This window comes from Pseudoalteromonas sp. G4, from assembly GCF_028875915.1.
Classification (GTDB): domain Bacteria; phylum Pseudomonadota; class Gammaproteobacteria; order Enterobacterales; family Alteromonadaceae; genus Pseudoalteromonas.
Genome location: NZ_JAPEHW010000026.1, coordinates 18362 through 44481 on the forward strand (window position 1 = coordinate 18362; position 26120 = coordinate 44481).

Below are 26120 nucleotides of genomic sequence, written 5' to 3' on the forward strand. Positions count from 1 at the left end.
CTTTTTGCCAAGCTAGAGTAAAAATGCTCATATTTAAAAATACAAAAACGATAAACTATGATTGATTTACGAAGTGATACGGTAACGAAACCCTGCGCGCAAATGCGTCAAGTTATGGCCGACGCAGAAGTTGGTGATGATGTATTTGGTGACGACCCAACGGTAAATGCCTTACAGCAAAAGGCAGTAGAATTAACCGGACACGAAGCCGCATTATTTGCCCCAAGTGGCACGCAAAGTAATTTATTGGCGTTACTCGCACATTGCCAACGTGGCGATGAATATATTGTTGGTCAAGACGCTCATACCTATAAGTATGAAGGCGGCGGAGCAGCAGTCCTTGGCAGTATTCAGCCACAGCCAATAGAATTTGAACAAGATGGCAGCTTGTCACTCGAACTAGTTAAACGAAAAATTAAGCCAAACGATCATCACTATGCGCGCACGCGTCTTTTATCGATTGAAAATACGGTATCTGGTAAGCCACTGCCAATGGCTTATTTATCTGATGCTCGCAAGTTTTGCGATGAACATGGTTTAGGTCTGCATTTAGATGGCGCTCGTGTGTTTAATGCTGCTGTGCACCATAAAGTATCGGTAAAAGAAATCACCTCAGAAATGGATTCAGTATCTATTTGCCTGTCAAAAGGGCTTGGTACACCACTTGGCAGTGTATTGTGTGGCTCAAAGGCATTTATTCATGAGGCACATAAATGGCGTAAGATGCTTGGTGGCGGCATGCGCCAAGCAGGTATTGTTGCGGCTGCGGGTTTGTATGCCCTTGAAAACAATATCGAGCGTCTTGTTGAAGATCATGAAAACGCAGATTTTTTAGCCGGTGAGCTTTCAAACCTTGAGGGAATTGTTGTTGCTGGTTGTGCTACCAACATGGTTTTTGTTAATTACCAAGGTACAAAACCTGTTTCTGAATTTGCCGAAGCGCTCTACAATCAGGGTGTTAACATCTGTGCTGGCGAGCAAATTCGTTTGGTGTTGCATAAAGATGTAACACGAGAGGATTGTGTGTCAGTGGTTGAAGCAATCAAGAACGCGATTTAGCTGGTATTGCATGACTTAATAGAACCAAAATTGAGGCGGATATACCGAATATCTGCCTCAATAACAGTTTAATTTGAAATTAAGCTGCAAGAACAGTTTTGTATTTACCAATAGTAATCAAAGGTGAGATACCAGGCTGCAAAATCCCCTTGATTGATTTGCATATTGCGGTCGAAATATGCGTCTTGATTGAGGTACTCAAGATACAACCAACCTGGGCCATAGTCATATCGCACGCCGGGTGCAAATGCATAAACGGTTTCACTGTCAACGCCATTTGTGTTTGATTTTGCTAAGGTCACATCTAGCACAAAATACCAATTTCCTATTGTATAACCGAGTTCACCCGCATAGCGGGTGTTGTCGATAGTACTTGCTATATCAGGATTGGCCGCAAGATACGCTTGCGGTAAATCGCGTTTGCCATCAATGTAACTGAGCTTAGTTGTAAGTTGGTCAAATTGGCCTTGGTAATAAATAACATAAGCGCTGTGATCACCGTCGGTTTGCCTATCACCGGTTATCAACTCCTCTAACTTACCTTGTTGGTAAGATGCAGCAAAGGTGTGCTGATTATTCAATGTATAAGAAAGATCGGCTACAGCCGTATCCACTTTTCTGTAAGTTGAACTGCTGCCCCAGTGGCGGAAGATCGGCTACAGCCGTATCCACTTTTCTGTAAGTTGAACTGCTGCCCCAGTGGCGGTTGTCATCGGTGCTGTCGGTTGATGTACTCGCCCAATCATCGGCAAGGTAGTATGCGAGCTGATAATTGAGTTGGTTAACACCACCTTGGTATTTAACGCCAACATCCATTTGATCGCCATAAGCTGCTAAAAACATATCTCCTGGCCAGAAGTTAGCGGTTTTCCAGCCAAATGGGACTTGGCTTTTACCGACTATTAATGAGTTACTTTCATTCACTTTGTAACCCAGCCAGGCCTTGTGTAATACATAATTTTGCCCGCTGGTGTTATTTTCGACATCAGTGAAACTGCCTGGGCCAATACGAAATTCACCTGAATAAAAAAACGATGATTCGTTCGATTTTGGTTTATCAAGATACGCTATCAAAGCTTGGTCGCCAAAGTGCGTGTCATAAGAATTTTCATCGTAACTGTAGTTAATCCAAAACCCGCCAGAAAGCGTTGGCTTAGCTGCGACTGAGCAAGTAATTAGAATGGTAGCCGATAAAAGGGGTAATTTAAGTCCAGCTATGCTCACTTTAGAATCCCTAAAATTTGTTGCTTTAAAATAGCTTAGACTAAAACTGGCGAAGTTGACTAGTGCATCATTGCAAACCATATTTAACGTTACCTTGGTTGCATTTAGATAAAACTATGTCGATATCAAAAAAACTCATTATTGCATTTTTGGTGACGATGACATTGCCAATTTTAGTAATTGCAGTGCTCATGATTAATCAAACGCGTAATTTAGCGCATGATAATTTTACCATTTCCAATACCCGTGAAGTAACTCAGATTGATAAAGCGATTTCGTTATTCTTTGATGAAATTAGCAAAGATGTCGTTTATATCGCACAACACCCTGATTTAGTTGCGGCAAATACAGGTATTAAGTCGTATATGAGTGTGAATACCGCAAGCCAAATGACACCAGAGCAAAACAATCCAACTGAGCAACGTGTATTTGACTTGTTCACTCAGTTTGGTGATTCGCACGAAGGCATTTCCTATATTTATATGGGGAATCAGCAAGGAGGTTATACTCAGTGGCCTAAAGGTAGTGTCGGGGCTAATTATGATCCAAGGCCGAGACCATGGTATATAACGGGCACAGGTGCAACTACGTCTCCTATTCGCACACAGGCCTATTATTGGGAGCCGGATGATGCGGTGATAGTATCAACCGTGATGTCGATTAAAGATAAGTCCGGTAATATATTTGGCGTGACTGGCATGGATGTGTCGTTGAAAGGGTTAACGAGCATGATCCAAAATATCAAAATGGGTGAGTCGGGCTTTTTAATATTAATAGAAGATTCCGGCAAGATTTTAGTTGATGCCAAACACCCTGAAAATAATTTTAAAGAATTTGCGAGTGTTAAAAGCAATCTATACGCTGGATTAAGTCGCATGGAATCTGGCGATACCAACATTGAAATTGATGGCGATGTTTATCTGGCAAATGTGTATACCTCTCCAAAATTAAATTGGAAGTTTATTGGTTTACTTAAAAAGTCAGAGGTAATGGCAAAAGCGAATACGCTCACGGTCGTTATCATCGTGGTGAGTTTAATTCTCATTGGGGTTTTCTCAGTGTTATCGGTTTATATTTCTAAATTAATATCACGGCCCATTGTTGAAGTAACGCAAGGCCTTGAGGATATTTCGCAAGGGGAAGGAGATTTAACAAAACGTTTAAAAATTCGCACGCAAGACGAGACAGGAAAGTTGGCGCATAGTTTTAATCAATTCTTAAATTCAATTACCGCTCTTGTAAAAGAAATAAATGCTTCTTCGGCAAATGTTAGCAACGCATCGGAAGTGAGCTCACGTTTAGTTACGTCCATGAATTCATCGTTAATGACACAACAATTAGCGCTTGAGCAAGCATCTACCGCTATTAATGAAATGGCGGCGACCGCTAACGAAGTTGCATCGAGCTGTGCTTCGGCAGCAGATTCAGCCAACTCAACCAAGCAATCAGCGATTGAAGGGCAATCGTTAATTAATAAAACAGTATCAAGTGTGTCGGGATTGTCAGACACTATCGCAAGTACAGAGCAGAATGTGCGTGATTTAGACAGTGAAAGTGAAAGCATTACCACAATTTTAGATGTGATCCGTGGCATTGCTGAGCAAACAAATTTGTTAGCACTTAATGCCGCAATTGAGGCAGCGCGCGCAGGCGAGCAAGGCCGTGGCTTTTCGGTGGTAGCAGACGAAGTACGTGCGCTTTCACAACGTACATCCGAATCAACAGAAGAAATTGCACAGCAACTTGGTAAGCTTAGAAATATGACCCAAGCGATTTCAAAAGAGATGTCACAAAGCCTCGATATATCCTCGCAAACCGTTGAGTTCACAAAACAAGCGCAAGCCAGTTTTGATTCCATTACGCATTCGGTTGACCTTATTAGTGATATGAACTCGCAAATAGCCACCGCAGCAGAAGAGCAGCAACATGTAGCAGAAGAGATAAACCGTAATGTTGTGGATATTAAATCTGGCGCGGATGAAATCTCTGACTTAGCAACTGACGCTGATGACAATGCAAATAGCTTATCAAGGCTTTCTGCTGCACTTACCGAGCTAGTTAGAAAATTTAAAACCGAAGCTTAACTTAGCGATTGTTGTTTATATTGTACGGGCGTTTTGCCCGTATATTTTTTAAAGGCGGTGTAAAACGCCGACTTAGAGTTAAAACCCGCATCCATTGCAATATCGAGTACCGTTTTATTGCTGTTTGTGAGTTCATTCTTAGCGTGTTTTACACGGTAGCCATTTATATAATCAAAAAAGTTAACGTTTAAACGCTCGTTCAATGTTTGAGAAATATAGTTGGGTGAGGTGTTGATACTTTTTGCAAGTAACGGCAAGGACAAGGCGGCATTTAAATAGAGCTGCTCTTGCAGCATTGCATTTTCCAATTTGTTTGCAATGTGCTGTAAATTGTCTTCAGTTAATGCCGAGGTTTTATATTTATTCTGCTTCTTTGACAACACACTAGGTTCATCATCCTTACTAATTTCATCAAATATTTCTTCAAACCCAGGCTTTTGACGAAGCGACCAAGTCGCTAAAAAGGTTACAGCTATCAGTAACAGTAAGCTTGAAAAGGGCGTATACATATCACTTGGGAAGAGTAAATTATTGAGTGTTAGATTGACGGCAAATAACCCCCAAGGAATACCGACTAAAAGTGCCAGCGCTGTAAGCCAACCCATTTCTTTTTGTTCTGTTGTAGCAAAAATGTCTTTTAAATGTGTTCGGTAGCGGTTTAAACGAACAATGGTTTTAACCACATAAAATGCCGATTGTAATACCCAGCCTATCACCAATAAAAAGGTGATAATTAACCCCGTATACACACTATATCGTAAGAAGGGGGATGCGCTTTCAAGCACCACATCATCACCGTCAACCAAAAGCCCGTGTTGAATTTCGCTAGGTAAAACTAATGTAAAAAATGAAATAAATAGTCCGATTGCAGGCAATGCAAAATGCCATTTGTCGTGTTTGGTAAGTGTCCATTTCGATTCTGCTGTAAGGCTTTTAATGTAAAACCAAAAGCTTGGGGCAATCGTTAATAATGCAGGTAACGATACGATAAGTTGAGTTTTGCGCCACTCTGGTGCGAGCAATTTTAAACTGGGTTGGCATATCACAATCGCAATGGCAATAAAGCAGCAAGCAAGGGATGTATAACCGAAATTTTGCCCTTTCTTAGTAATAAGTAAACTTGCGTTAAAGCCTAATAAGGTCATTGTGGCAATATTAATTGCAAATAAATAGATCTCAGTCGCTTGCAAGTTAAATCCTTTTATTTCTTTTTAAACAATGAGTTATTTGTTTTCAGTGTTTCTTTTTGGTTCTGTTCAATAGATTAGAACGACATTGCTTTATGCATTTTACATAATCAATTCTAACTTAACTAGCGTATGGCGTAAGGATTAAAAAATGACATACCAAAATGCAATGATGATAGAACCAAATGAATTTAAAACACCGTTTAATTGGGCTGGTGTTAGCTTTTTACTCTTTATGATAGGTATTCCTGCAATACCAGCAGTATTTATTGTTGCTTTAGTTGTAATGGGTAGTGGTATTGAGTCGCCACTCAGTGAAATGATTAACGCGCGCTATTTTGATATGCCACTGGTGATTATTTGCCACGGCATATCAGGTATTGTATTTTTTTTAACAATGCCATTTCAGTTTTCTCAAAAGTTAAGGCAAACAAAACCGGGCTATCACAAAATTAATGGCTACTTTGCTTTTATTTCTGCGTGTGTGATGGCGGCGTCTGGTGTGTGGATGCATCATGTATTTTCGCCTAGTGAATTTGGCGCGCGCTATGTGAGTTTGGTGATAGTTGCGATAGCTATTTTCTTAACGTTTGTTATTGCTGTTAAGTATGCAATTAAAAAGGATTTCAAACAGCACCAGCGCTGGGTGTATTTTGCAGCAGCTGCTAGTTTAGCGGTTGTTAGCCCACTATTTTTAGAAATAATCGCTATGCTAATGGGAAATATGGGAGCTGAACTTATGCATGATTATGGGCGTTTAATCGGCTTGGTTTTGAATCTTCAAATTGCACATTGGTTATTTAACAAGAACCATAGCTAGCGATGAATTTGTGTACTTTGAGGTATTTCATTTAAGCGAAATGAAGATGTTTAGAGATGAGCACTAAAGTGGGAGGACACATCAACTAAAACACTTTAGAAAAAAGCCAGTAACAAGGTTACTGGCTTTTTAGGCTGAAATTTATTTAGCTAATTTTATTACAGCTGTTTATTCCACTTATTTTATTGCTCTTACTTTTACTGAGCTTATTTTTACTGAACTAGGCTAATAATCAGATTAAATGCTGATTCTTTATCGTGAGCGGTCTCGGCATGTAAAATAAGTTGCTCACCTAGTATTAATGTTTGCCGTTGTACTTGCAGTCGTGCAGCATCATCTTCAATACCATCAATATCTGACACATGGGCTAGGCCAATGGTGCGGCGCACAAGCTCAGTGCCGGCAAACCCAAGCGCATCTTTAATGATTTGGTTTACAAAATATTCTGCATAGCCGGGTGCCTGAAGCGATAAATCACGGGTATGCGCTTTAGCAAGGGAAAGCCACGTTACTGCAAATTCGTTGATTACTTGTTGAATCGTCGTCAGTAAATAGGTTTGCATTTGGCGGCGCTTTGGAATTTCACTAATACGGGCATTCTGGGCACAGTAATTCAGTAAAAAATTACCGATAAACGAGCCTAAATCAAAACCAATAGGGCCAAAAAAACCAAACTCTGGGTCGATCACCTTAGTCGACTGCGCATCAACAAAAATACTGCCCGAATGCACATCGCCGTGTAATAAGCTTTGTGGCGATGATAAAAATAGTTGCTTTAATTTAGCCACTTTAATGTGCAGTTCGGTGTTTTGCTTGAGCTTCTTTACCTCACTTTCAAGTGTCGCTGGGTAGTTATTGCGCAGAGATGTGCGGTACGGATCATCAAAGAATAAGTCTTCAGTAATGGCGCACAGTTCAGGGTTTGTGAACTCACAGACCAAGGCTTTTTTTTCTGCAGGTGTTAAGTAAAAATCTGAGTAATAAAAGCTGGTGGTTGCTAGGTAGTTTGCAAGTTGGCTGCCTAAATTTGGAAAGGTTGTTGCCTGGTTTAGTTCGCCACGCAAAATCGCCATATGGCCTAAATCCTCCAAAATGGTTAGGGCAAGTTCGGTATTTTTGTGCAGCACTTTTGCTGTGTATGGTTCGCACACCGCACCATGTTTTTCAAGCACCGCCGCTTCAATACGCGCTCTATCAAGAGTTAAAGGCCACGACTCACCAACACAACGGGCATAGGGTAATGCCTGCTTTAAAATAATGCTGTTACCGGTTTCATCAGCAATGCGAAAGACTAAATTGAGATTACCATCACCAAACTCATTACAGGTTAATTGAGCATTAGGGGCAAAAAATTCGTTTAATTTTGCAACATAGTTAAGAGCACGCTTATTATCAAAAGCAATATAGTCAGCCATGGTGTTCGCTATTCAAAAATACAGATAATTATGGAATTCTATACTGATGAATGTTTAGATGTCTATACTTCTTTGTGTCTTGGTGTAAAATGAACAAGTTAATAGTTTGGAGTTTCACAGCATGCAAAATTTGCTCGCGCGCAGTCTTAAATATCAAGGCGGACAGTTATTCGTTTTAGATCAGTACCTTTTACCACACCAGCAGCATTGGCATGTGTGTAACAGTGTACCTGAGATGCAAGAATTGATTTTGACGTTAAAAGTGCGTGGGGCACCGCTAATTGGTTTAGCTGCAACCCTGCTAGTTGCTCATTTAGCTGAGCAAGGCGTATCGCAAAGCAAACTTGCAGAAGCCATTAATGACTTAGAGGCAACGCGTCCAACTGCGGTTAATTTAATGCATTGCATGAAGCGTATGCGCCAAGCATTAGCTCAAGACAATTTTGTTGACGCATTAGTAGTAACTGCCGAGCAGCTATTTAATGAAGATGTTGCGCTGTGTGAATCCATGGCAACCCTAGGTGCAGCGCTTGTAAAACCGGGCGATAATATTTTAACTCACTGCAATACGGGTGCATTAGCAACAGCAGGGGTGGGTACAGCACTGGGTGTTATCCACCACGCCCATCAAAAATACGGTGATATTCATGTTTGGGTGGATGAAACACGCCCATTACTGCAAGGCGGTCGTTTAACGGCATTTGAGCTCGAAAGTTGGCAAATTCCGTACACCCTTATTTGTGACAATATGGCCGCCAGTTTAATGGCTGCGGGTAAAGTAGATAAGATTTTTGTGGGTGCAGATCGCATTGCAGCTAATGGCGATTTTGCCAATAAAGTCGGTACCTATAATTTAGCCGTGTTGGCACATTTTCATAATGTTGAGTTTTATGTGGTTGCGCCAATCACTACCTTAGATATTGACTGTGAAAGTGGTCAACATATCCCGATTGAAGAGCGTGCTGATGCTGAAGTAAAAGGTGTCAGTGGTAGCTTTGGTGAGTGCCAATGGGCACCAAACAATGCCAAGGTATTTAACCCCGCCTTTGATGTAACGCCAGCACACCTAGTAACGGGTTGGGTACTTGATACGGGCGTTTACAATTTTCAGCAAGTAAAAGACGGCGTGTTAAAACAGCTATAAATATAAGAAGAGCACCATTCGGTGCTCTTTACTAATCTAAGATTGGAAACTCATTGGCAATTTTGCTTTCGGTGCTTTGTGCCACCCAACCCGCTTCGTTATTGAAAAAACGAATTGCGGTAAACTCAGGATCGCTGCCCATATCAAACCAATGCTTAGTATTAGCCGGCACTGAAATTAAATCACCTTGCTGGCAAAGCACTTGATACACTTTGTTGTCTAAATGCAGGCAGAATAAACCTTGGCCTTTGACAAAAAAGCGCACTTCGTCTTCGCTATGCGTATGTTCAAATAAAAACTTCTGTCTTAATTCAGCTGCCGCTGGATTACCTTTAGCGAGTGAAATTACATCCACCGTTTGGTAGCCGCCGTCGTGCTGCACACGTTTAATATCGGCGTCATAGGCGTTTAAAATATCATCTGAACTGTGGCTTTCGTCAATTTCAAATGCTGCTTGCCAGTTCTCAAATACCACACCTACTTGATTAAGTTGTTGCTGAATTTCAGTAAAGTTTTCGCTCTGTAGCAGCGTGCTTGCTGCATCGTCGTGACGGTAAATAGTTAGTTTGCTCATACAAATAATGCTTCATCAAATTGGTTAAAATCGTCAATTGCTGGGTGTTGGTCGCTTTTTTCTTGGTTATCACGCCATAACTGCAAGGTGTGCATGCCCGCACTTTTAGCGGCATCAAGCTCTTCAACGATGTCGCTTAAAAACAACACCTGAGAGCCTGCAAAACCAATCTTTTCTAGAATATTGGTGTACGAACTTGCGTCTTTTTTACCGCCAACATGGGTATCAAAATAATCGCTGAACAGTGGGCGAATATCACCATAGTCAGAATGTTCAAACAACAAATGCTGTGCTTTTACCGAGCCAGACGAATAAACAAAAAGGCTCATGCCCACGTCTTTTTGCTGGTTTAAAAAATCATAGGCATCTGGGTAAATATGGCCTGTGAAATCACCTTGTTGATAACCCGTTTGCCAAATTAGTCCTTGCAGTTGCTTAAGTGGGGTAATTTTTTGATCCGTTGCAATCCAATGTTGCAGCGCATTTATGACCTCAGTGAGATTGGCATCTGGCTTGGCAATTTCTGCTTTTACTGCATCAATTTGCGTTTTTACCGTGGCATCGCTTTGGTTTTCTTCAACAAACGCAGCAATATGTTTTGCCGCATACGGAAACAAAATATCTTTTACAAATGAAATGCGGGTAATTGTGCCTTCAATGTCGGTAATGATGGCTTTAATCATAGTGATGACTCCAACTTAATGCGCTCAAGCTCGCATGCGAATAAAAACTCCAACCCTTCAATGTGGCGACGTGTTTCAGCCACACTGTTGCCCATAGCATATAAACCATGACCGCGAATAAGCACACCGTGAATCACAGGCTCTTGTTCGTGGCGTTTTGCAACAAGTTCTGCCAAGCGGTCAATATCTTGGTCATTATCAAAAATGGCAATAGTAAGTGTACTTTCGTGACTAGTGATGCCGCGTAATGACTTTTGCATCTCATAGCCGTGAATTGCCAAAGTATCACCTTTTATAAAACGCGATAACACAGTTGCGGCCACAGAGTGAGTATGTAATACACATTCAGTACTTGGCTGAAGTTGGTACAATTTTAAATGAAGTGCCGTTTCGGCAGATGGCTTTCCTTGACCTTTGCAAATAGCGCCTTGCTGGTCGAGCTCTAAAAAGTGTTCAGGGGCAAGGTATCCTTTATCATGGCCACTTGCGGTGACAACAAAACCTGTGTCTGTTTTAATTGAAAAATTACCACCCGTTGCTGGTACCCAGCCTTTATCGCTGACCCAACGACCCGCTTCAATCAATGCACTTTTTGCGGCATCATTATGCATAATAGGTTACTCGAAAATAAAAACTCAAAACATTTAGACGGCTATACATCCGTTTTCGGCAATGATAGCATCGCTTTTGTTAAAGCACCATCAAGATTAGAGGTATCGTGTGCAAAGTAAATTACCAAATTTAGGCGTCAGTATATTTTCGCAAATGACCGCATTGGCAAATGAACACCAAGCGCTTAATTTATCACAAGGTTTTCCAGAGTTTGATACGCCTGAAGCGCTAAAAAACAAACTTAACTTTTACAGTGCACAAGGATTTAACCAATATTCGCCATCCAGTGGTGTACCCGCATTACAACAACAAATTGCTGATTTGGTATTGCGAAAATACGCTTTAACTATTTCACCTGAAGCATCGGTAACCGTTACATCAGGTGCAACAGAGGCCCTTTATGTCGCAATTCAAGCACTTGTAAGCCCAGATGATGAAGTGATTGTGTTTGACCCTGCCTATGATTCTTACCAGCCAGCGATTGAACTTGCCGGTGGTAAAGCGGTTCATATCGCGTTAACTGCGCCAAATTACCAAATTGATTGGCAGCAGGTCGCTGGCGCAATTACCGATAAAACCAAAGCGATTATTATTAATTCGCCACATAACCCAAGTACTAAAACGCTAAAACAAACAGACATTAATGCATTAAAGCTACTGCTTGAACAGCATGATCTGTACCTCATCAGCGATGAAGTTTACGAACATATTTGCTTTGATGGTGCCACACATTTAAGTGCACTTGGCGATGATGCACTGTTTGCCCGCAGTTTTGTGGTTTCGAGTTTTGGTAAAACCTTCCACTGCACAGGGTGGAAAATGGGTTACTGTGTTGCCCCTGAAAAACTGATGGTGGAGTTTCGTAAAATTCACCAGTATGTGACGTTCTCTAGCTTTACCCCCGCGCAACTGGCATTAGCCGATATGCTTAAAGAGCAGCCAAACCATGTTGATGAATTAAGTGCGTTTTATCAGCACAAGCGCGATGTGTTAACTAATGCATTAGCAAATAGCCGTTTTACACTGTTACCAAGTGAAGGTACCTATTTTTTACTGCTTGATTATTCCGCCATCTCAGAGTTAGATGATGTGGCATTTTGCGAGTATTTAGTAAAAGAGGTTGGCGTTGCTGCGATTCCTCTTAGTGTGTTTTATGAAAATGCCCCCGGCGACCGTGTGATTCGTTTATGTTTTGCTAAGGAAGACGCCACCCTAATCACCGCAGCGGAGAAGTTATGTCAGCTATAAATAACAGCTTAAAAGTCGCCTTAGTGCAAAGTGATATTGCATGGCTAGACGTTAATAAAAATTTAAATAGCTTAAGCGAACAGCTGAGTAATCTAGATTCGGTTGATTTAATTTTATTACCTGAAACTTTTGCTACTGGTTTTGCCATTAATTTAGACGTGGCAGAGCCAAAGCAAGGGCCAATTTTAGATTGGATGTTGGCACAAGCAAAAGGCTTAAATGCGGTGGTGGCAGGCTCTGTGCTAGTAAATAAGCAAGGTAAAAAAGCGAACCGCTTTTACTGGTGTTGGCCAAATGGCACCGTGGAATTTTATGATAAACGCCATCTGTTTTGTTTAGGCAACGAAGGTGATTTTGTAAAAGCGGGTGTTGAGCGAAAAATCATTATAATAAATGGTTTTAGGCTGTTACCTCAGGTGTGCTATGACTTACGTTTCCCGGTATTTCAACGAAGTCGCAACGATTACGATGTGATGGTTAATGTCGCAAACTGGCCTGCTGCACGTCGCCGTATTTGGGATACCTTGCTGCAAGCTAGGGCAATTGAAAATCAATGCTATGTACTAGCTTCTAATCGGGTGGGCGATGATGGCAATGGGGTTGCTCATAATGGCGGCACTGCTGCCTATGATTTTACGGGTGAAACGCTCGTTGCCGCCGAGGATAACCAAGCACAAATAATCACAGTTGAACTGACAAAATCGGCGTTAACAGAGTTTAAAGAAAAGTTCCCAGCCCATCTGGATGCGGACCAATTTACTCTTGCTAATATTCAATAGGTTAATATTAGCTGGTAACAACTCGCTATGTAATGTGTGGTTTATTAAACCTAAAAGCTGTTTTAAGCGTAATAACTTTATACCTCTAAACAGCTTAGGTGATAAATGAAATCGTCTCTTGCAACGGGTTTGTTGCTTATAGCAGCAAACGCAAATGCCAATATCAATCTAAACCAATTAGAATGGATGGTTATTAATGACTCGGTAATGGGAGGCGTTTCCAATAGCCGAGTTATTGTTGGCGATAACAATTTAACCTTTAAAGGCAAAGTATCACTTGCCAACAATGGCGGTTTTGCATCATTTAGAGCGCCTATTTCATTTGAGAATACCAATATTGATTCCCTTAGTTTGAAGGTGGTAGGTGATGGCAAACAATACCAACTGCGTTTGCGGGTAGATGGTTATTACGACGGCCCTGCGTTTGTTTATCACTTTAAAACCGAAGTAGGTAAAGAACATACCTTTAATTTATCTGAACAAGACTTTGTTTTAATGTTTCGCGGTAGGCAGTTTGCGTCAGACTATCAACTTCGTTTTGATGATGTGCGTTCTCTTGGTTTTATGATTAGTGGCAAGCAATCTGGAAATTTTAATTTGCAAGTAAAGCAAATTAAGTTGCAATACAAAGTTTAAGAAAAAGTTACTGGTTAATATTTGGTTCAGTTTGTTTTTTGTACAATTCTTGCAACCTAAATAAATTGTTCTCCTTGGATTTGTTTAGGCTTTCCCCTATTGTTTTAATTTTTTAAAACAATTTTGCCCACAAACCTTCTTTGTGGGCTTTTTTAATTCAAAACAAATCTACTAACTCTATGGTGCTAAAATGGTTGCTGTTGATTTAGCAGGATCTTTAATTAATTCTTCAAAATCTTTAATTAATAGTGGTTTAGATAATAAATAACCTTGAATATCATCACACTTTGCTTCTTTCACATAATCGAGTTGCTCTTGATTTTCGACACCTTCAGCAGTTGTTTTAACTTTTAAAGATTTTGCTAATGAGAATATGTTTTCAAGCACTACTTTACCTTTTTCGGTTTTCATACCGAGTTTAATAAAGCTTTGGTCAATTTTAAGGTGTTTGATTGGTAGCGATAATACGGTTTCTAAATTAGCGTTACCGGTGCCGTAATCATCAATCGCAACTTCGATACCCGCTTGTTCTAATCGCATCATATTAATTGCGGTTTTTTTGTAATCTTTTATCAAGCCATATTCTGTAACTTCAATTTCAAGATAATTATGAGGAATATCAAATTCACCCACTTTTTCAAAAATATAAGCGATAGTGGTTGGTTCAAATAAATGACGAGCAGATAAGTTAATTGAAATTGGTACTATCGGTTTGCCAAGGTTTATCCATTCACGAATTTGTTTACATATATGGTGAATAACATATCTATCGACGATAGGCATTAGCCCTTTTTTTTCTGCAATTGGGATAAACTCCCCAGGCGAGATAAATTCTGAGTTGAGAGTCCAGCGAATTAAGGCTTCGGCTGATTTTACTTTTAACGAATTTGCATCAAACTTTGGTTGATATTGAAAATACAGCCCATCATTTTCAAGTGCGCTAATCAGTTCTCTCTTTAGTGTAGTTTCCCGTTTCATATTTTTATGAAATTCAGGGTTAATATTTACCACTTTATTTACTTCGCCATCTGCACTTCGAAGCGATAACTCACATTGCTCTACAATCGAATCAAAATGCTCAAGTGAGGCAAGCGTGCTGACACAGCGATTAAACTTGGTTTTTAATACCATATTTTCAATAATCAGCTCTTTATTTATTAGGCTACGCATTTGTTTTATTTCTTCTTTACCACCTGAGTTGTGGCAGATTAAAAACTTTGATGTGCCAAGGCGGGCAATTAACGCATTTTCTAATTCAATTTCTTTACATGCAGCGCTAAAACTTTGTAAGTAGCCATCACCAATATGGTGGCCATGAATATCATTAATGTCTCGCAAATACAGCAGCTCAATTACCGTCATTTGCATTGGAAAATGCGCATTTTTAAGTTGTTGTTTAATGCCATTAGGGTTTAATAAGCCGGTGAGTTGATCATGATAAGCTAATTGTTCAATCGCTTTTTTATCAGCATATGCTTTACTTCTGTCTCTGATAAAGGCTAAAAAATGCTTCTCTTTGGCTGTTTCGTAACGAGAGATTATAATTTCTACAGGAAATACCGACCCATCCCTTCGCATCGCTTCCACATTACGAATTTTCTTTAATACAGACTCTAACTTTTGTGATTTTACAAACGCTTCGTGATGCGACTTTTGGTATTTTATAGGAATAAAAATAGCTATATTTCGACCTTTAAGCTCATCTTTGCTGTCGTAGCCAAATAGTGCTAAACAGCTCTGATTAATGTTGGTAATTGTGCCTTGTTCATTTGTTTCAATAACGGCATCTGGCGTTAAATCACTTATCAAATTGGCTAAATTATCTTTTTCGTGAAGCAATTCGTTAAGGTGTTCGTTAAATGCAAAAGAGTCATTTAATGTACAGGCGAGGGTGTAAAAAATGTCCTTTTCTTCTTTTACTCGTGCTTCTGTATTGCCGTCATTAAAACGTGTAATTGCGGAGCAAAATAGTTTTATTCGTTGAATATACCCGGTGCGCATCATGACAAAATAAGTGATTGAAAAAACCAAGAAAATAATTGTCGAAATAAGCGCTGTATATTGTACTTGCAACGAAAAATTATGTAGTTCTGGGTAAATATACTTTTGAATAATTAAGAAATGTGATGATTTTTTGTTACCTTTTTCAAGTACGGGGGCAGATATCAACAGTAAGTTATTAGCTAGTAAATAATTAGGGTCGGTATTTAAAAAATTAAATGCTATGCTATCTATTTCAAGTAAGGGTTTGTTTTCTTCAGCTATCGTATTTGAAGCAACAATTGTGCGGTCATTTGATACCACATAGGCGGATTTATAATCATCAAATTCCGCGGTTAATGTGGCCCAATTTTTTACCTGTTCAATGTCACCATGGCTGAGATTCGATGCTATTAGCTCAGCCTGATGTTCAAGCAAGGCTTGTTCTTTTTCAACAATGTTTTTTATGGCCACTTTTTCTACAACGGTTAAAAAGAAAAGTACAATTAAGGCAAATGAAATTGCACTGCCAATTAGAATAAACGCCCAAGGTTTAATTTTCATTAAACACCTGCTTTGCGATGTTTGGGTTAATTAGATTATTGCATTGACATAGTTTATCTATCTTACCTTGTTCTAATAAAACTTTGTCATAGCTTTTAATTAACAGAGCTTGCTTTTCGGTATTTTCAAGCCAATCTATTACAGCTTGGTCGTACAATAGCGTAATCTTGTTAAAGGTGTCTTTTAATTGTTGCTCGCTTAAATTAAGGCGTTGATTTAATGAATTTATATAAGGGGTGATATCCCCCACGATATGTTTAACTGTTTGATTATTCATTTTTAAAAAAGACAGTAAATGAGATTTTTTATTTGCTGACAGAGTTTTTTTATTTGTAATCAAAACATCAACGATTTCGCCTGGGATTTGGCTACTATCAAATAATTGTATTGCGCCAGCATCAATCAGTTTGCTGCTACTTGGATCAAAGGTGAATACAGCGTCTATTTCGTTATTTTTATAGGCTTGTACATGGCGGTTTGCTTCTAAATTGATCAAAGTAATGTCATCAATGCTAAGTGAATTTAGCTCTAAATAACGAGACAAAAAATATAAGCCTAAGGCCGACATTTCAGCACCTACTCGCTTGCCTTTTAGGTCTTGTGCATGGGTAATATTAGGTTTTGCCATTAAGGTATCTGCACCATTGGAATAATCGATTACCCAAATAACCTCAATATCAAAACCGAGCGCTTTTATTTTAACTGCCTCATCTAATGTGACTGCTGCCACATCTATTGACTCATTAATGATGCCATTTAGTACCTGCGATGCATTGCGATACTCTATTAATTTAATGTGCTTCATCACATTGGGGTATTTTTGGCGGGTGATATAAAATGGCTCGTAGCCTGGCCAAATATTTGTACCGATACGCAATGTAGGTATATTTTGCTCTTGGCAGGATGTTAAGAAAATAAAAGTGAATAATAAAAGTGTTAACCGTCTCATTGTGATCAATTTATATACTGATTTCTATGAGTTTAGTCACAAATAGTAATTTTGCAGTATTGGAGAATATTTATTGTGATAAAAGCGATTGTTTTGCAGTATTGCTTGAGCGGTGTTTTTGATGAAAGTTATTTCAGAAATAAAAAAAGGCGCAAACTGCGCCTTTGGTTTAGTGTAGCTTCACTCGTTATTTAATATCAAAACGGTCAAGTTGCATCACTTTAGTCCATGCTTTAACAAAGTCGTTTACAAAACGCTCTTTTGAATTATCAAACGCATATACTTCAGCAACTGCACGTAATTCTGATGATGAACCGAAGATTAAATCAACCGGTGTTGCTGTGTATTTTACAGCGCCAGTTTTACGATCTTTACCTTGGTACACATCACCTGCTTTTTGCCACTGGGTGGACATATCAAGCAAGTTGACAAAAAAGTCATTGGTTAGTGTGTCTTTTTTATCTGTGAATACACCGTTGTTTGAGCCATCTGTATTGGTATTTAGCACGCGCATACCACCCACTAATACCGTCATTTCAGGTACAGTTAGAGCAAGCTGATCTGCTTTATCTACTAAAGCATCAGTTGGTGACTTGTAATAACCTTTTTCATAGTAGTTTCTAAAACCGTCAGCACTTGGTTTGAGTAACGAAAATGAATTTACATCTGTTTGTGCTTGGGTTGCATCACCACGTCCTGCAACAAATGGTACGCTTACTTTAACCCCAGCATTTTTAGCTGCTTTTTCAACTGCTGCTGCGCCGCCAAGAACTATCATATCTGCAAGTGAAATTTTGCTGCGTCCAAAAGTACGGTCATTAAACTCATCTTTAATTTCAGTAAGCTTGGCAATGACTTTTGCAGTTTGTGCAGGGTTATTTACTTGCCAATCTTTTTGGGGTGCCAGTGCGATACGTGCACCATTTGCACCGCCGCGCATATCAGAATCACGGTAGCTTGATGCTGACGCCCATGCTGTTGCTACGAGTTCAGATACTGACAAACCTGAATCTAAAATTTGCGCTTTTAGCTTTTTAACGTCTTTATCGCTTACTAGCTTGTAATCTGGCTTGTCGATAGGATCTTGCCAAATATGCGCTTGTTTTGGATATTCGTCACCTAAGTAATTATCAAGTGGCCCCATATCGCGGTGCGTTAATTTAAACCACGCTTTGGCAAATGCAAGGCGGTATTTCTCAGGATCTGCCAAGAAGCGCTCTGCAATTTTGCGGTATTCTGGGTCAAATTTTAATGCCAAATCTGCCGTAGTCATTACAGGTGGGTTAAACTTATCCTTAACGTGCGCATCAGGAACTGATTTATGTAACGACTCATCGGTAGGTACCCAAATAATCGCACCGGCAGGGCTGCGAGATTGTTTCCATTCAAAATTTAGTAAGTTTGATAAGTAAAGTGATGTCCACTTAGTTGGCGCTTGTGTCCATGCACCTTCTAAACCACTGGTAACGGTATCTTCTGAATGGCCTTTACCGCATTTGTTTTTCCAGCCAAAGCCTTGCTCTTCAATGGCCTCTGCACCAGGTTCTTTACCAACACATTTACTTGCTTTGTGTGCACCATGCATTTTACCGAAAGTGTGGCCACCGGCAATAAGTGCGAGCGTTTCTTCATCGTTCATTGCCATACGTGCAAATGATTCGCGAATATTTTTAGCTGAGCCAAGGGGATCGGGTACGCCACCTGGGCCTTCAGGATTTACGTAAATTAATCCCATATGAACTGCAGCAAGTGGGCGCTTTAATTTACCGTCGCTATCACGACGATCGCTTGCTAACATTTCAACTTCTGGACCCCAGTAAACCATATCAGGTTCCCAGTCATCATCACGTCCGGCAGCAAAACCGTAAGTTTTGAAACCCATATTCTCTAATGCGACGTTACCTGCAAGTACAATTAAGTCACCCCAAGAAATAAGCTCCCCATATTTCTGCTTAATTGGCCAAAGTAAGCGACGGGCTTTATCTAAGTTTCCATTGTCTGGCCAGCTATTGAGCGGATCAAAACGTTGCTGACCTCCACCTGCGCCACCTCGACCATCAAGGGTGCGGTAAGTGCCCGCGGCATGCCAGGTCATGCGAATAAAAAACGGACCATAGTTACCCCAATCAGCAGGCCACCATTCTTGTGAGTCAGTAAGTACAAAATCGATGTCTTTTTTAAGCGCATCCATATCAAGCTGTGTAAACGCTTTTTTATAATTAAAGTCTTCACCTAATGGGTTTGAGCGCGCATCGTGGTCGCGAAGTGGTGTTAAATCAAGTTGGTTTGGCCACCAAAATAGGTTTGATTTTGCTTGGTTAGGCATCACTTTACCCATGCCAATCGCGCCTTTTGGCTTGCTCATTGTGTCTTTAGCAAATGCAGTTGTTGCGCCTAAAGATAGTGCTACAACAGCGGCAATCGAAGTGTATTTTAATATCTGAACGGATTTCATTTTTGAATTCCCCTTATGATTTATGGGTGTATTAACGCAGCTAAGTATAGAAGGGAATTTAAATAACTAAATTTGATAATAACTAAGTTGATATTCGTTTTTTTAGATTGTTGTTATGTCGACATTTTCCTTACCATATTGGCTTTGAAAACGCTAATCAAAAAAACATATGATCACCATCGGTATTTTTGAATTTAAGCTTAAACACTTGTTATTAAGTTATTTTTTATTGTTTTATGGAGTTCGTGGTGTTACTTGCGGGAGTTGCTGTATAGCTATTTCATATAAATTGATTATTATTTAAAAAACATTCGATTTATAAGAATTATAATGATTTCACTGAAACAACTTCACTATGCCTTAGCTGTTGAAAAAACGCTGCATTTTAAAAAGGCCGCAGATAATTGCCATGTTTCGCAATCAACGCTTAGCACAGCGGTTCATGAGCTTGAAAAGCAATTAGGTGTGGCTATTTTTGAGCGCAACAATAAACATGTGTTTATTACCGATGAAGGCAAGTTAATTCTTGAAAAAGCCAAGCGCATCAAGCTTGAAGTGGACGAGTTAACACTGTTAGCTAAATCAAATAAAGCACCGCTTGCAAGCCCAATGACGATTGGTGTTATTCCGACAATTGGCCCTTTTTTACTGCCAAAAGTGTTACCAAAAGTGCGTACTGAGTATAGCGACTTCAAACTTAAAATTGTTGAAGATCAATCGCATGTATTAGTAGAAAAGCTACGCGAAGGCGAGCTCGATGCTGCTATATTGGCACTTCCATATGATATAGACGGTTTAATGGCATTTAACTTTTGGCAAGAAGACTTTTACTGGGTCAGTCACAAAGACGAATGTGCACTTAATTTAAGTGAAATCACGACTAATGAGTTTGATTTAGACAAATTAATGCTTTTAAAAGATGGACATTGTTTAAAAGAGCATGCGTTGGCTGCATGTAAATTAGAAAATACCAATAACGAAAATCAGCTGGATTCAGCCAGTTTACATACTTTAATTCAAATGGTTGCAGGTAAATTAGGCACAACGTTAGTGCCGCATATGGCACTTGATCAGCTTGTAAAAAATGAAGGTGAACTCACAGCCGTTCATTTAAATGAACCAGGGCCACATCGCACAATTGCACTGGTGGTGCGTCCTAATTATGTCAGAACTAACGATATTGTCTTACTACAAAAACTGTTTGAAGCTGAGCTAAATGAAAAATGTATTTCAGCTTAAGAAACTATCTTAAAAAGTTATTTTTAGAATAATGCAGCTGTCTAGCCTACAGTTATTAACTTGTAATCACTTTATGTTCAGTTTTAATTTTATACGATAAGTTTTAGGTAAATGTTTAATCACAAATAATTTTTCCAGCAAAGGAAGAGGAGATGAGCAATGTCATCAAGTAAATGCCCATTTGCATCAGGAAGTATTACACAAACCGGAAAATCGAACACAGATTGGTGGCCTAATACCCTCAATCTCGATATTTTGCATCAGCACGATTCTAAAACTAACCCGCTCGGTAGCGACTACGATTACCGTGAGCAATTAAAACAGCTTGATTTTGCAGCCTTAAAAGCGGACTTAACCGCACTTATGACAGACAGCCAAGATTGGTGGCCTGCCGATTGGGGTCACTATGGTGGTTTAATGATCCGCATGACATGGCACGCGGCGGGAAGTTACCGCGTTGCCGATGGTCGTGGTGGTGCTGGCACTGGTAATTTGCGTTTTTCACCGCTTAATTCATGGCCAGATAACACTAACCTCGACAAAGCGCGTCGTTTACTTTGGCCAATTAAGAAAAAGTACGGTAACAAGTTAAGCTGGGCGGATTTAATTGCTTATGCAGGTACTATTGCTTATGAGTCGATGGGATTAAAAACTTATGGCTTTGCGTTTGGCCGCGAAGATATTTGGCATCCAGAAAAGGATACTTACTGGGGCGCTGAGAAAGAATGGCTTGCTCCATCAGAAAATGACAATAGTCGTTATTCCGGTGAGCGCGACCTAGAAAATCCATTAGCCGCAGTAATGATGGGCTTAATTTATGTTAACCCAGAAGGGGTTGATGGTAAGCCAGATCCGCAAAAAACCGCCCATGATGTGCGTGAAACCTTCGCCCGTATGGCAATGAACGATGAAGAAACCGTGGCACTTACTGCAGGTGGTCACACAGTAGGCAAATGTCATGGTAATGGTGATGCCACGAAACTTGGCCCTGAACCAGAAGCCGCGGATATCAATGAACAAGGCCTTGGTTGGAATCATCAAGAAGGTAAGGGTTTGGGATCTCACGCAGTTACTAGTGGCCTTGAAGGGGCGTGGACAACCAATCCTACTCAGTGGGACAACGGCTATTTCGACTTGCTGCTCAACCATGAGTGGGAACTTAAAAAGAGCCCAGCAGGTGCGTGGCAATGGGAACCTGTCGCTATTAAAGAAGAGGATAAGCCACTCGCGGTTGATGGCAACGGCAAACGTAATAATCCGATTATGACTGACGCTGATATGGCGATGAAGGTTGACCCAGAATATCGCAAAATTTCAGAGCGATTCTATAACGATCCCGCTTATTTTTCTGAGGTGTTTGCACGCGCATGGTTTAAATTAACGCACCGTGATATGGGACCAAAAGCGTGTTATGTCGGCCCTGATGTGCCAAAAGAAGATTTAACATGGCAAGATCCTATTCCAGTTGGCAATACGGCGTATGATGAGCAAGTGGTGAAAGCGGCAATTGCTGCAAGTGGATTATCAATTGCTGAAATGGTAACAACGGCGTGGGATAGTGCGCGCACTTTCCGTCATTCTGATAAACGTGGTGGTGCAAATGGTGCACATATTCGCTTGGCACCAGCAAATAATTGGCAAGGCAACGAGCCTGAAAAACTTGCGAAGGTGCTAAGGGTGTATCAAGCAATTTCTGATGAGCATAATGTAAGCGTTGCTGATGTGATTGTGCTTGCGGGTAATGTTGCAATTGAGCAAGCGGCAAGTGCAGCCGGTTTTACAGCAAACATAGCCTTTAACAAAGGGCGTGGCGATGCTTCTCAAGAGATGACCGAAGTCGACTCGTTTGCTTATTTAGAGCCTGTACATGACGGTTTTAGAAATTGGCAGCAGCAAACATTTGCAGCGAGCCCTGAAGAGTTATTACTTGAACGTGCTCAGTTATTAGGACTTACAGCGCCAGAAATGACGGTGTTAGTAGGTGGTTTACGTGTACTAGGCTGTAACTTTGGTGATTCTAAAGCAGGTGTGTTTACCGACCGCATAGGGCAACTTACTACGGACTTTTTTGTCAATCTAACAGACATGCGTTATGAGTGGCAGCCAACAGGCGATAATCAATACGTACTGCGTGACAGAGCGACTAAAGAAGATGCTTGGCAAGCTACGCGCGTTGATTTAGTGTTTGGCTCAAACTCAATTTTGCGTGCTTATGCAGAAGTTTATGCGCAAGATGATAATGGTCAGAAGTTTGTTGATGATTTTGTTGCCGCATGGAATAAGGTAATGAATGCAGATCGCTTTGATTTAGCAAGCTAGCATTTCGCTAAATAAAATAGCCTCTCTATTTAATTGATAGAAAGGCTATTTTAACTGTTTTCTGAATATATAAATTAGCTTTTTGGTTTTTGTCATAGGCATATTTCCTTAAATTGTTTTGTAAACGATCTTACTTAAATAATAAGTAGCTACCACCTACGGCTACACCCGTTACAATTGCTGCTGTCATACCTGCGGTTACTAAACCAACTACCACAAATGCAGTAAGTGCTGTCGTCATTACAATATCAAATACGTTGTTCATTTTTTATCTCCGATTGGTTTTAAATTATTTAGTTAACATGTATGTGCCGCCAATTGCTGCACCAGCCATAATTGCGGTTGTCATACCTGCAGTTACAAGGCCTGCTACTACAAATGTTGTTAAACCAGCTGCCATTAAAATCTCGATTGCGTTTGATGTATTCATTGTTCAATTTCCTTTAAGTTTGAGTAAAGCGTGTTGCTTGAGTTAAATAATAGGCAATTGAGATGAGGATTCTGCTGCTTTGTGATGTTTGGCGATTTGAGGTGATATTTGGTTTTATGAAGTGATAAGTGATTTTGAAATTAGTGAGAATTGCTGTGTTGCGTTACTTTTTAAAAAGGTAAGGCACAATAAAAAGGTGCCCTAAAGCACCTTGTTGAGTTTTATAATTGCACTGTCAATTTAGAGTGTACAGCTGTAACAGTGAAAGCCAGTATTGTTTTATCTTTATGCGGCGTGACGTTGCTTTGATTATTTTTGTTTACTAACGCATTGCAAAGTTTACAAATACGGCTGTTAGCATAAATCCCACACCGACAAAAAAGCCAATTAGCGTTGCTTTAACTATGGTCGATTTTTTATTTCCTTCTGTTTGTTCTAGTTTATCGCTCATGATTACATTCCTTATTTTAGTTAAAAATGTAGTGTTACAAGTTTTAGTATTTATTAGATCGTAAAAGTCTATTTGTTCTTAATATCACAAATATTTTGTACACGATTTTGTATGTTTTGTAACCTAATCTCCTTAATCTTTTTAAATTTGCTATTGGCAATAACACTAGTGAAGTTTTGTCTTCTTAGAAAAGACTAATGGCCATCGTTTTGATTTAACGAATGATTTATTTAGTTAACCTGATGTCTAATTAAATCATAACGGTGTATTCAAACTAATCAGATAAATGGGATTAACATTGAATAACCTTTAAATGCTTAAAGCTAATTCTAAATTAGCTAACAAGCAGAAAATATTGAACTTTTTTTATTTGGCTAGTTCCTAGTATGAAAACATGCAAAAGGATAAACCATGAAAAAAACAATAATGACATTGGCAGTTGCACTTGTGTTAGGTGGTTGCACCGCTACGATAAAAGAATCCCGTTTTATTCAACAAGATGACAAAGTTGAATTTTATACTCAGTCTTTAATTGCTGATTTAGATAAACGCACACCTAATCATCAAGTGATTCAAATCAGCATGCAGGCTGATAATGAAGCACTTACACTTAATGGGTTACATCTAGATCACCCCAGTACAAGCAATACCATTTTATATATTCCGGGCAATGGCATGAGTGTCGAAAAAGCATCTAAAAAAGCACTGATAGAATTGGCTGAATATGGCAGTGATATAGTGATATTCGATCGTCGAGGTTTAGGTGCGAGTGAAGGCAAAGCTACGATTGCTAACCTGATAAGTGATGCTAATTTAAGCTTTGATTATACTAAAAACACACTAAAAGCCGACAAAGTAATTGTTCATGGTTACTCGTTAGGCAGTTTTGTTGCTGCACAAGTTGCGAAGAATAAGCCTATTGATGGCTTGGTAATGCAAGGTTCAGCCACTAATGTCGATGATTGGATTGATGAAGCGATGCCCTGGTATTCAAAAGTATTTGTAAATTTAGAAGTGGATGATGCTTTTTATAAGGTTGATAACCGTCAAGTTGTTAGTGAGGACTATAGCGGCCCACTACTTGTGATTGGTGGCGGCAAAGATGCACAAACACCAGCCGTTTTATCGCAAAAGCTTTTTGATGCGAGCAATAGTGAAATTAAACAGTTAGTGATTGCTGAAGAAGCAAATCATGGCCAAATGTTTGACAACAAAAAGGTTCAAATGGCTTATAGCAGCTTTATTTCTGCGCTTTAAATCGCTTTTGTATGTCAGAGTTATTTGACTCTGGCATGCTCGCTTTTTATTCGATATTGAACTCCATAAGTTCATGAACAATACCTGAGGGATCTTTAAAAGCAGAATAACGTCCCCACTTATTTTCATTTGGGGTTGTATGCACAAATTCCACGCCTTGATGCTTAAGCTTTTCAATCTCAGAATCTAAATTTTGCACATTAAATATCAATGTTGAATTTGCATTGACCCCATGACCATATTCAACAGCATCATGCCCGCCTTCAAACATTAATATCATATGGTCACCAAGTTTAAACTTGATTGCAGTCTCAAGCTCTTCGGATATTTCAAGACCAAGTATGTTTTCGTAAAAGTTTTTTGAAATTTTTAGGTCGTTTACGACTAACAATGTTGCTGGCATCACCATTTATAGCGCTCTATTTTTTAATTATGTTGTTAGGTCACAGCTTAATAAATTAAGTGAACCTTACATGATTTCACGATGATAATTTATTGTTCTGTCGTTTGAAAACAAAAAAGCCTTTCTATTTAATTGGATAGAAAGGCTATTTAGTTTGCTTTTTGAATTTATAAATTAGCTTGTTTGTTTTTGCCATAGGCATATTTCCTAATAATGTGATTTTATTTAAAAAGTAAGTAACTACCACCTACGGCTACACCTGTTACAATTGCAGCTGTCATACCTGCTGTTACTAAACCAACTACCACAAAAGCAGTAAGTGCTGTCGTCATTAAAATATCAAATACGTTGCTCATTTTTTTATCTCCGATGCATTTTACGATTATTTAGTTAACATGTAAGTGCCGCCAATTGCTGCACCAGCCATAATTGCTGTTGTCATACCTGCAGTTACAAGGCCTGCTACTACAAATGTTGTTAAACCAGCTGCCATTAAAATTTCGATTGCGTTTGATGTATTCATTGTTCAGTTTCCTTTAAGTTTGAGTAAAGTGTGTTGCTTGAGTTAAATAATAGGCAATTGAGAAGAGGATTCTTGAGCTTTGTGA

General features: G+C 39.6%; 26 protein-coding genes. 10 read left to right on the forward strand and 16 right to left on the reverse strand.

Translation table 11 applies throughout. The features are described 5' to 3' along the window. The first annotated feature begins 57 nt into the window (after positions 1 to 57). Positions 58 to 1059, forward strand: a complete 1002-nt coding sequence (gene ltaE, locus ON073_RS09695; RefSeq protein WP_274761687.1) for a low-specificity L-threonine aldolase — start codon at positions 58 to 60, stop codon at positions 1057 to 1059. A gap of 104 nt (positions 1060 to 1163) precedes the next feature. On the opposite strand, the gene ON073_RS09700 is transcribed toward ltaE, so the two are convergent. Continuing rightward, positions 1164 to 1673: a hypothetical protein gene (locus tag ON073_RS09700; protein WP_274761688.1), complete on the reverse strand. Its 510-nt coding sequence runs from the start codon at positions 1671 to 1673 to the stop codon at positions 1164 to 1166. Continuing rightward, positions 1633 to 2283 (reverse strand): hypothetical protein, encoded by a 651-nt coding sequence (locus tag ON073_RS09705; protein WP_274761689.1) that lies wholly within the window; start codon positions 2281 to 2283, stop codon positions 1633 to 1635. Before ON073_RS09705 ends, ON073_RS09700 begins: the two co-directional genes overlap by 41 nt. Positions 2284 to 2399: 116 nt before the next feature. On the opposite strand from ON073_RS09705, the gene ON073_RS09710 reads away from it, so the two are divergent. Next, entirely contained in the window at positions 2400 to 4367 is a 1968-nt protein-coding gene (locus tag ON073_RS09710; protein WP_274761690.1) for a methyl-accepting chemotaxis protein, read from the forward strand. Here the strand turns inward: ON073_RS09710 and ON073_RS09715 are convergent. Next, positions 4364 to 5557, reverse strand: a complete 1194-nt coding sequence (locus ON073_RS09715) for a helix-turn-helix domain-containing protein (protein WP_274761691.1) — start codon at positions 5555 to 5557, stop codon at positions 4364 to 4366. The two genes, ON073_RS09710 and ON073_RS09715, sit on opposite strands and share 4 nt — an antisense overlap. Before the next feature lie 148 nt (positions 5558 to 5705). Between ON073_RS09715 and ON073_RS09720 the strand changes: the two genes are divergently transcribed. Then, positions 5706 to 6374, forward strand: a complete 669-nt coding sequence (locus tag ON073_RS09720) for a DUF2306 domain-containing protein (protein WP_274761692.1) — start codon at positions 5706 to 5708, stop codon at positions 6372 to 6374. 212 nt (positions 6375 to 6586) lie between these two features. Here ON073_RS09720 and mtnK read toward each other — a convergent pair whose 3' ends face one another. Then, a complete protein-coding gene (mtnK, locus tag ON073_RS09725) occupies positions 6587 to 7789 on the reverse strand; it encodes an S-methyl-5-thioribose kinase (RefSeq protein ID WP_274761693.1) in 1203 nt (400 codons plus the stop codon). 121 nt (positions 7790 to 7910) lie between these two features. Here mtnK and mtnA point away from each other — a divergent pair, with 121 nt between their 5' ends. Then, positions 7911 to 8933 (forward strand): S-methyl-5-thioribose-1-phosphate isomerase, encoded by a 1023-nt coding sequence (gene mtnA / locus ON073_RS09730; RefSeq protein WP_274761694.1) that lies wholly within the window; start codon positions 7911 to 7913, stop codon positions 8931 to 8933. 31 nt (positions 8934 to 8964) lie between these two features. On the opposite strand, the gene ON073_RS09735 is transcribed toward mtnA, so the two are convergent. The 3 genes from ON073_RS09735 to ON073_RS09745 are packed head-to-tail and all read right to left on the reverse strand — an operon-like array spanning position 8965 to position 10801. Continuing rightward, on the reverse strand, positions 8965 to 9507 hold the full coding sequence (locus ON073_RS09735; protein ID WP_274761695.1) for a 1,2-dihydroxy-3-keto-5-methylthiopentene dioxygenase: 543 nt from the start codon (positions 9505 to 9507) through the stop codon (positions 8965 to 8967). Then, positions 9504 to 10190, reverse strand: coding sequence for an acireductone synthase (gene mtnC, locus ON073_RS09740; RefSeq protein WP_274761696.1), 687 nt, complete (start codon positions 10188 to 10190; stop codon positions 9504 to 9506). The genes ON073_RS09735 and mtnC overlap by 4 nt, the downstream gene beginning before the upstream one ends. Then, the gene (locus ON073_RS09745) at positions 10187 to 10801 is read right to left on the reverse strand and encodes a methylthioribulose 1-phosphate dehydratase (RefSeq protein WP_100914748.1); all 615 of its coding nucleotides are present in this window, start codon (positions 10799 to 10801) and stop codon (positions 10187 to 10189) included. The genes mtnC and ON073_RS09745 overlap by 4 nt, the downstream gene beginning before the upstream one ends. Positions 10802 to 10955: 154 nt before the next feature. Here ON073_RS09745 and ON073_RS09750 point away from each other — a divergent pair, with 154 nt between their 5' ends. The 3 genes from ON073_RS09750 to ON073_RS09760 all read left to right on the forward strand — a co-directional run bounded on the left by ON073_RS09750 (position 10956) and on the right by ON073_RS09760 (position 13465). Beyond that, positions 10956 to 12050: a methionine aminotransferase gene (locus tag ON073_RS09750; protein ID WP_274761712.1), complete on the forward strand. Its 1095-nt coding sequence runs from the start codon at positions 10956 to 10958 to the stop codon at positions 12048 to 12050. Further along, positions 12038 to 12829, forward strand: coding sequence for an amidohydrolase (locus ON073_RS09755; protein WP_274761697.1), 792 nt, complete (start codon positions 12038 to 12040; stop codon positions 12827 to 12829). Before ON073_RS09750 ends, ON073_RS09755 begins: the two co-directional genes overlap by 13 nt. 105 nt (positions 12830 to 12934) lie before the next feature. Next, entirely contained in the window at positions 12935 to 13465 is a 531-nt protein-coding gene (locus ON073_RS09760) for a CIA30 family protein (protein ID WP_274761698.1), read from the forward strand. 177 nt (positions 13466 to 13642) lie between these two features. Here the strand turns inward: ON073_RS09760 and ON073_RS09765 are convergent, their stop codons facing one another. The 3 genes from ON073_RS09765 to katG (ON073_RS09775) all read right to left on the reverse strand — a co-directional run bounded on the left by ON073_RS09765 (position 13643) and on the right by katG (ON073_RS09775) (position 19413). Then, positions 13643 to 16009: an EAL domain-containing protein gene (locus ON073_RS09765; RefSeq protein WP_274761699.1), complete on the reverse strand. Its 2367-nt coding sequence runs from the start codon at positions 16007 to 16009 to the stop codon at positions 13643 to 13645. Beyond that, positions 15999 to 16958 (reverse strand): ABC transporter substrate-binding protein, encoded by a 960-nt coding sequence (locus ON073_RS09770; RefSeq protein WP_274761700.1) that lies wholly within the window; start codon positions 16956 to 16958, stop codon positions 15999 to 16001. The genes ON073_RS09765 and ON073_RS09770 overlap by 11 nt, the downstream gene beginning before the upstream one ends. 187 nt (positions 16959 to 17145) lie before the next feature. Then, positions 17146 to 19413: a catalase/peroxidase HPI gene (katG, locus tag ON073_RS09775; RefSeq protein WP_274761701.1), complete on the reverse strand. Its 2268-nt coding sequence runs from the start codon at positions 19411 to 19413 to the stop codon at positions 17146 to 17148. Positions 19414 to 19743: 330 nt separating this feature from the next. On the opposite strand from katG (ON073_RS09775), the gene ON073_RS09780 reads away from it, so the two are divergent. Together ON073_RS09780 and katG (ON073_RS09785) are read left to right on the forward strand one after the other, a co-directional pair. Next, entirely contained in the window at positions 19744 to 20652 is a 909-nt protein-coding gene (locus tag ON073_RS09780; RefSeq protein WP_274761702.1) for a hydrogen peroxide-inducible genes activator, read from the forward strand. Positions 20653 to 20811: 159 nt separating this feature from the next. Further along, positions 20812 to 22971 carry a catalase/peroxidase HPI gene (gene katG / locus ON073_RS09785; protein ID WP_274761703.1) on the forward strand — a complete coding sequence of 720 codons (2160 nt, stop codon included), beginning with the start codon at positions 20812 to 20814 and terminating at the stop codon, positions 22969 to 22971. A 130-nt stretch (positions 22972 to 23101) separates the two neighbouring features. Here the strand turns inward: katG (ON073_RS09785) and ON073_RS09790 are convergent, their stop codons facing one another. The 3 genes from ON073_RS09790 to ON073_RS09800 all read right to left on the reverse strand — a co-directional run bounded on the left by ON073_RS09790 (position 23102) and on the right by ON073_RS09800 (position 23852). Further along, positions 23102 to 23236 carry a hypothetical protein gene (locus tag ON073_RS09790; RefSeq protein ID WP_274761704.1) on the reverse strand — a complete coding sequence of 45 codons (135 nt, stop codon included), beginning with the start codon at positions 23234 to 23236 and terminating at the stop codon, positions 23102 to 23104. A 24-nt stretch (positions 23237 to 23260) separates the two neighbouring features. Next, positions 23261 to 23401, reverse strand: a complete 141-nt coding sequence (locus ON073_RS09795) for a hypothetical protein (protein ID WP_157813533.1) — start codon at positions 23399 to 23401, stop codon at positions 23261 to 23263. A gap of 322 nt (positions 23402 to 23723) precedes the next feature. After that, the gene (locus ON073_RS09800; RefSeq protein ID WP_274761705.1) at positions 23724 to 23852 is read right to left on the reverse strand and encodes a hypothetical protein; all 129 of its coding nucleotides are present in this window, start codon (positions 23850 to 23852) and stop codon (positions 23724 to 23726) included. Positions 23853 to 24263: 411 nt separating this feature from the next. Between ON073_RS09800 and ON073_RS09805 the strand changes: the two genes are divergently transcribed. Further along, the gene (locus ON073_RS09805; protein ID WP_274761706.1) at positions 24264 to 25109 is read left to right on the forward strand and encodes an alpha/beta hydrolase; all 846 of its coding nucleotides are present in this window, start codon (positions 24264 to 24266) and stop codon (positions 25107 to 25109) included. A 46-nt stretch (positions 25110 to 25155) separates the two neighbouring features. Here the strand turns inward: ON073_RS09805 and ON073_RS09810 are convergent, their stop codons facing one another. The 3 genes from ON073_RS09810 to ON073_RS09820 form a co-directional block, all read right to left on the reverse strand. Then, positions 25156 to 25518 (reverse strand): VOC family protein, encoded by a 363-nt coding sequence (locus tag ON073_RS09810; RefSeq protein ID WP_274761707.1) that lies wholly within the window; start codon positions 25516 to 25518, stop codon positions 25156 to 25158. 215 nt (positions 25519 to 25733) lie between these two features. Next, entirely contained in the window at positions 25734 to 25868 is a 135-nt protein-coding gene (locus tag ON073_RS09815) for a hypothetical protein (protein WP_274761708.1), read from the reverse strand. Positions 25869 to 25894: 26 nt separating this feature from the next. Next, the gene (locus ON073_RS09820) at positions 25895 to 26035 is read right to left on the reverse strand and encodes a hypothetical protein (RefSeq protein WP_157813533.1); all 141 of its coding nucleotides are present in this window, start codon (positions 26033 to 26035) and stop codon (positions 25895 to 25897) included. Between the last annotated feature and the right edge of the window lie 85 nt (positions 26036 to 26120).

What these genes read in the sequence shown, in the direction of transcription:
- ltaE (WP_274761687.1), top strand. Translation starts at nt 58, where the DNA reads ATGATTGATTTACGAAGTGATACGGTAACGAAACCCTGCGCGCAAATG.
- ON073_RS09710 (WP_274761690.1), top strand. Translation starts at nt 2,400, where the DNA reads ATGTCGATATCAAAAAAACTCATTATTGCATTTTTGGTGACGATGACA.
- ON073_RS09720 (WP_274761692.1), top strand. Translation starts at nt 5,706, where the DNA reads ATGACATACCAAAATGCAATGATGATAGAACCAAATGAATTTAAAACA.
- mtnK (WP_274761693.1), bottom strand. Translation starts at nt 7,789, where the DNA reads ATGGCTGACTATATTGCTTTTGATAATAAGCGTGCTCTTAACTATGTT.
- mtnA (WP_274761694.1), top strand. Translation starts at nt 7,911, where the DNA reads ATGCAAAATTTGCTCGCGCGCAGTCTTAAATATCAAGGCGGACAGTTA.
- ON073_RS09735 (WP_274761695.1), bottom strand. Translation starts at nt 9,507, where the DNA reads ATGAGCAAACTAACTATTTACCGTCACGACGATGCAGCAAGCACGCTG.
- mtnC (WP_274761696.1), bottom strand. Translation starts at nt 10,190, where the DNA reads ATGATTAAAGCCATCATTACCGACATTGAAGGCACAATTACCCGCATT.
- ON073_RS09745 (WP_100914748.1), bottom strand. Translation starts at nt 10,801, where the DNA reads ATGCATAATGATGCCGCAAAAAGTGCATTGATTGAAGCGGGTCGTTGG.
- ON073_RS09750 (WP_274761712.1), top strand. Translation starts at nt 10,956, where the DNA reads ATGACCGCATTGGCAAATGAACACCAAGCGCTTAATTTATCACAAGGT.
- ON073_RS09755 (WP_274761697.1), top strand. Translation starts at nt 12,038, where the DNA reads ATGTCAGCTATAAATAACAGCTTAAAAGTCGCCTTAGTGCAAAGTGAT.
- ON073_RS09760 (WP_274761698.1), top strand. Translation starts at nt 12,935, where the DNA reads ATGAAATCGTCTCTTGCAACGGGTTTGTTGCTTATAGCAGCAAACGCA.
- ON073_RS09765 (WP_274761699.1), bottom strand. Translation starts at nt 16,009, where the DNA reads ATGAAAATTAAACCTTGGGCGTTTATTCTAATTGGCAGTGCAATTTCA.
- ON073_RS09770 (WP_274761700.1), bottom strand. Translation starts at nt 16,958, where the DNA reads ATGAGACGGTTAACACTTTTATTATTCACTTTTATTTTCTTAACATCC.
- katG (WP_274761701.1), bottom strand. Translation starts at nt 19,413, where the DNA reads ATGAAATCCGTTCAGATATTAAAATACACTTCGATTGCCGCTGTTGTA.
- ON073_RS09780 (WP_274761702.1), top strand. Translation starts at nt 19,744, where the DNA reads ATGATTTCACTGAAACAACTTCACTATGCCTTAGCTGTTGAAAAAACG.
- katG (WP_274761703.1), top strand. Translation starts at nt 20,812, where the DNA reads ATGTCATCAAGTAAATGCCCATTTGCATCAGGAAGTATTACACAAACC.
- ON073_RS09790 (WP_274761704.1), bottom strand. Translation starts at nt 23,236, where the DNA reads ATGAACAACGTATTTGATATTGTAATGACGACAGCACTTACTGCATTT.
- ON073_RS09795 (WP_157813533.1), bottom strand. Translation starts at nt 23,401, where the DNA reads ATGAATACATCAAACGCAATCGAGATTTTAATGGCAGCTGGTTTAACA.
- ON073_RS09800 (WP_274761705.1), bottom strand. Translation starts at nt 23,852, where the DNA reads ATGAGCGATAAACTAGAACAAACAGAAGGAAATAAAAAATCGACCATA.
- ON073_RS09805 (WP_274761706.1), top strand. Translation starts at nt 24,264, where the DNA reads ATGAAAAAAACAATAATGACATTGGCAGTTGCACTTGTGTTAGGTGGT.
- ON073_RS09810 (WP_274761707.1), bottom strand. Translation starts at nt 25,518, where the DNA reads ATGGTGATGCCAGCAACATTGTTAGTCGTAAACGACCTAAAAATTTCA.
- ON073_RS09815 (WP_274761708.1), bottom strand. Translation starts at nt 25,868, where the DNA reads ATGAGCAACGTATTTGATATTTTAATGACGACAGCACTTACTGCTTTT.
- ON073_RS09820 (WP_157813533.1), bottom strand. Translation starts at nt 26,035, where the DNA reads ATGAATACATCAAACGCAATCGAAATTTTAATGGCAGCTGGTTTAACA.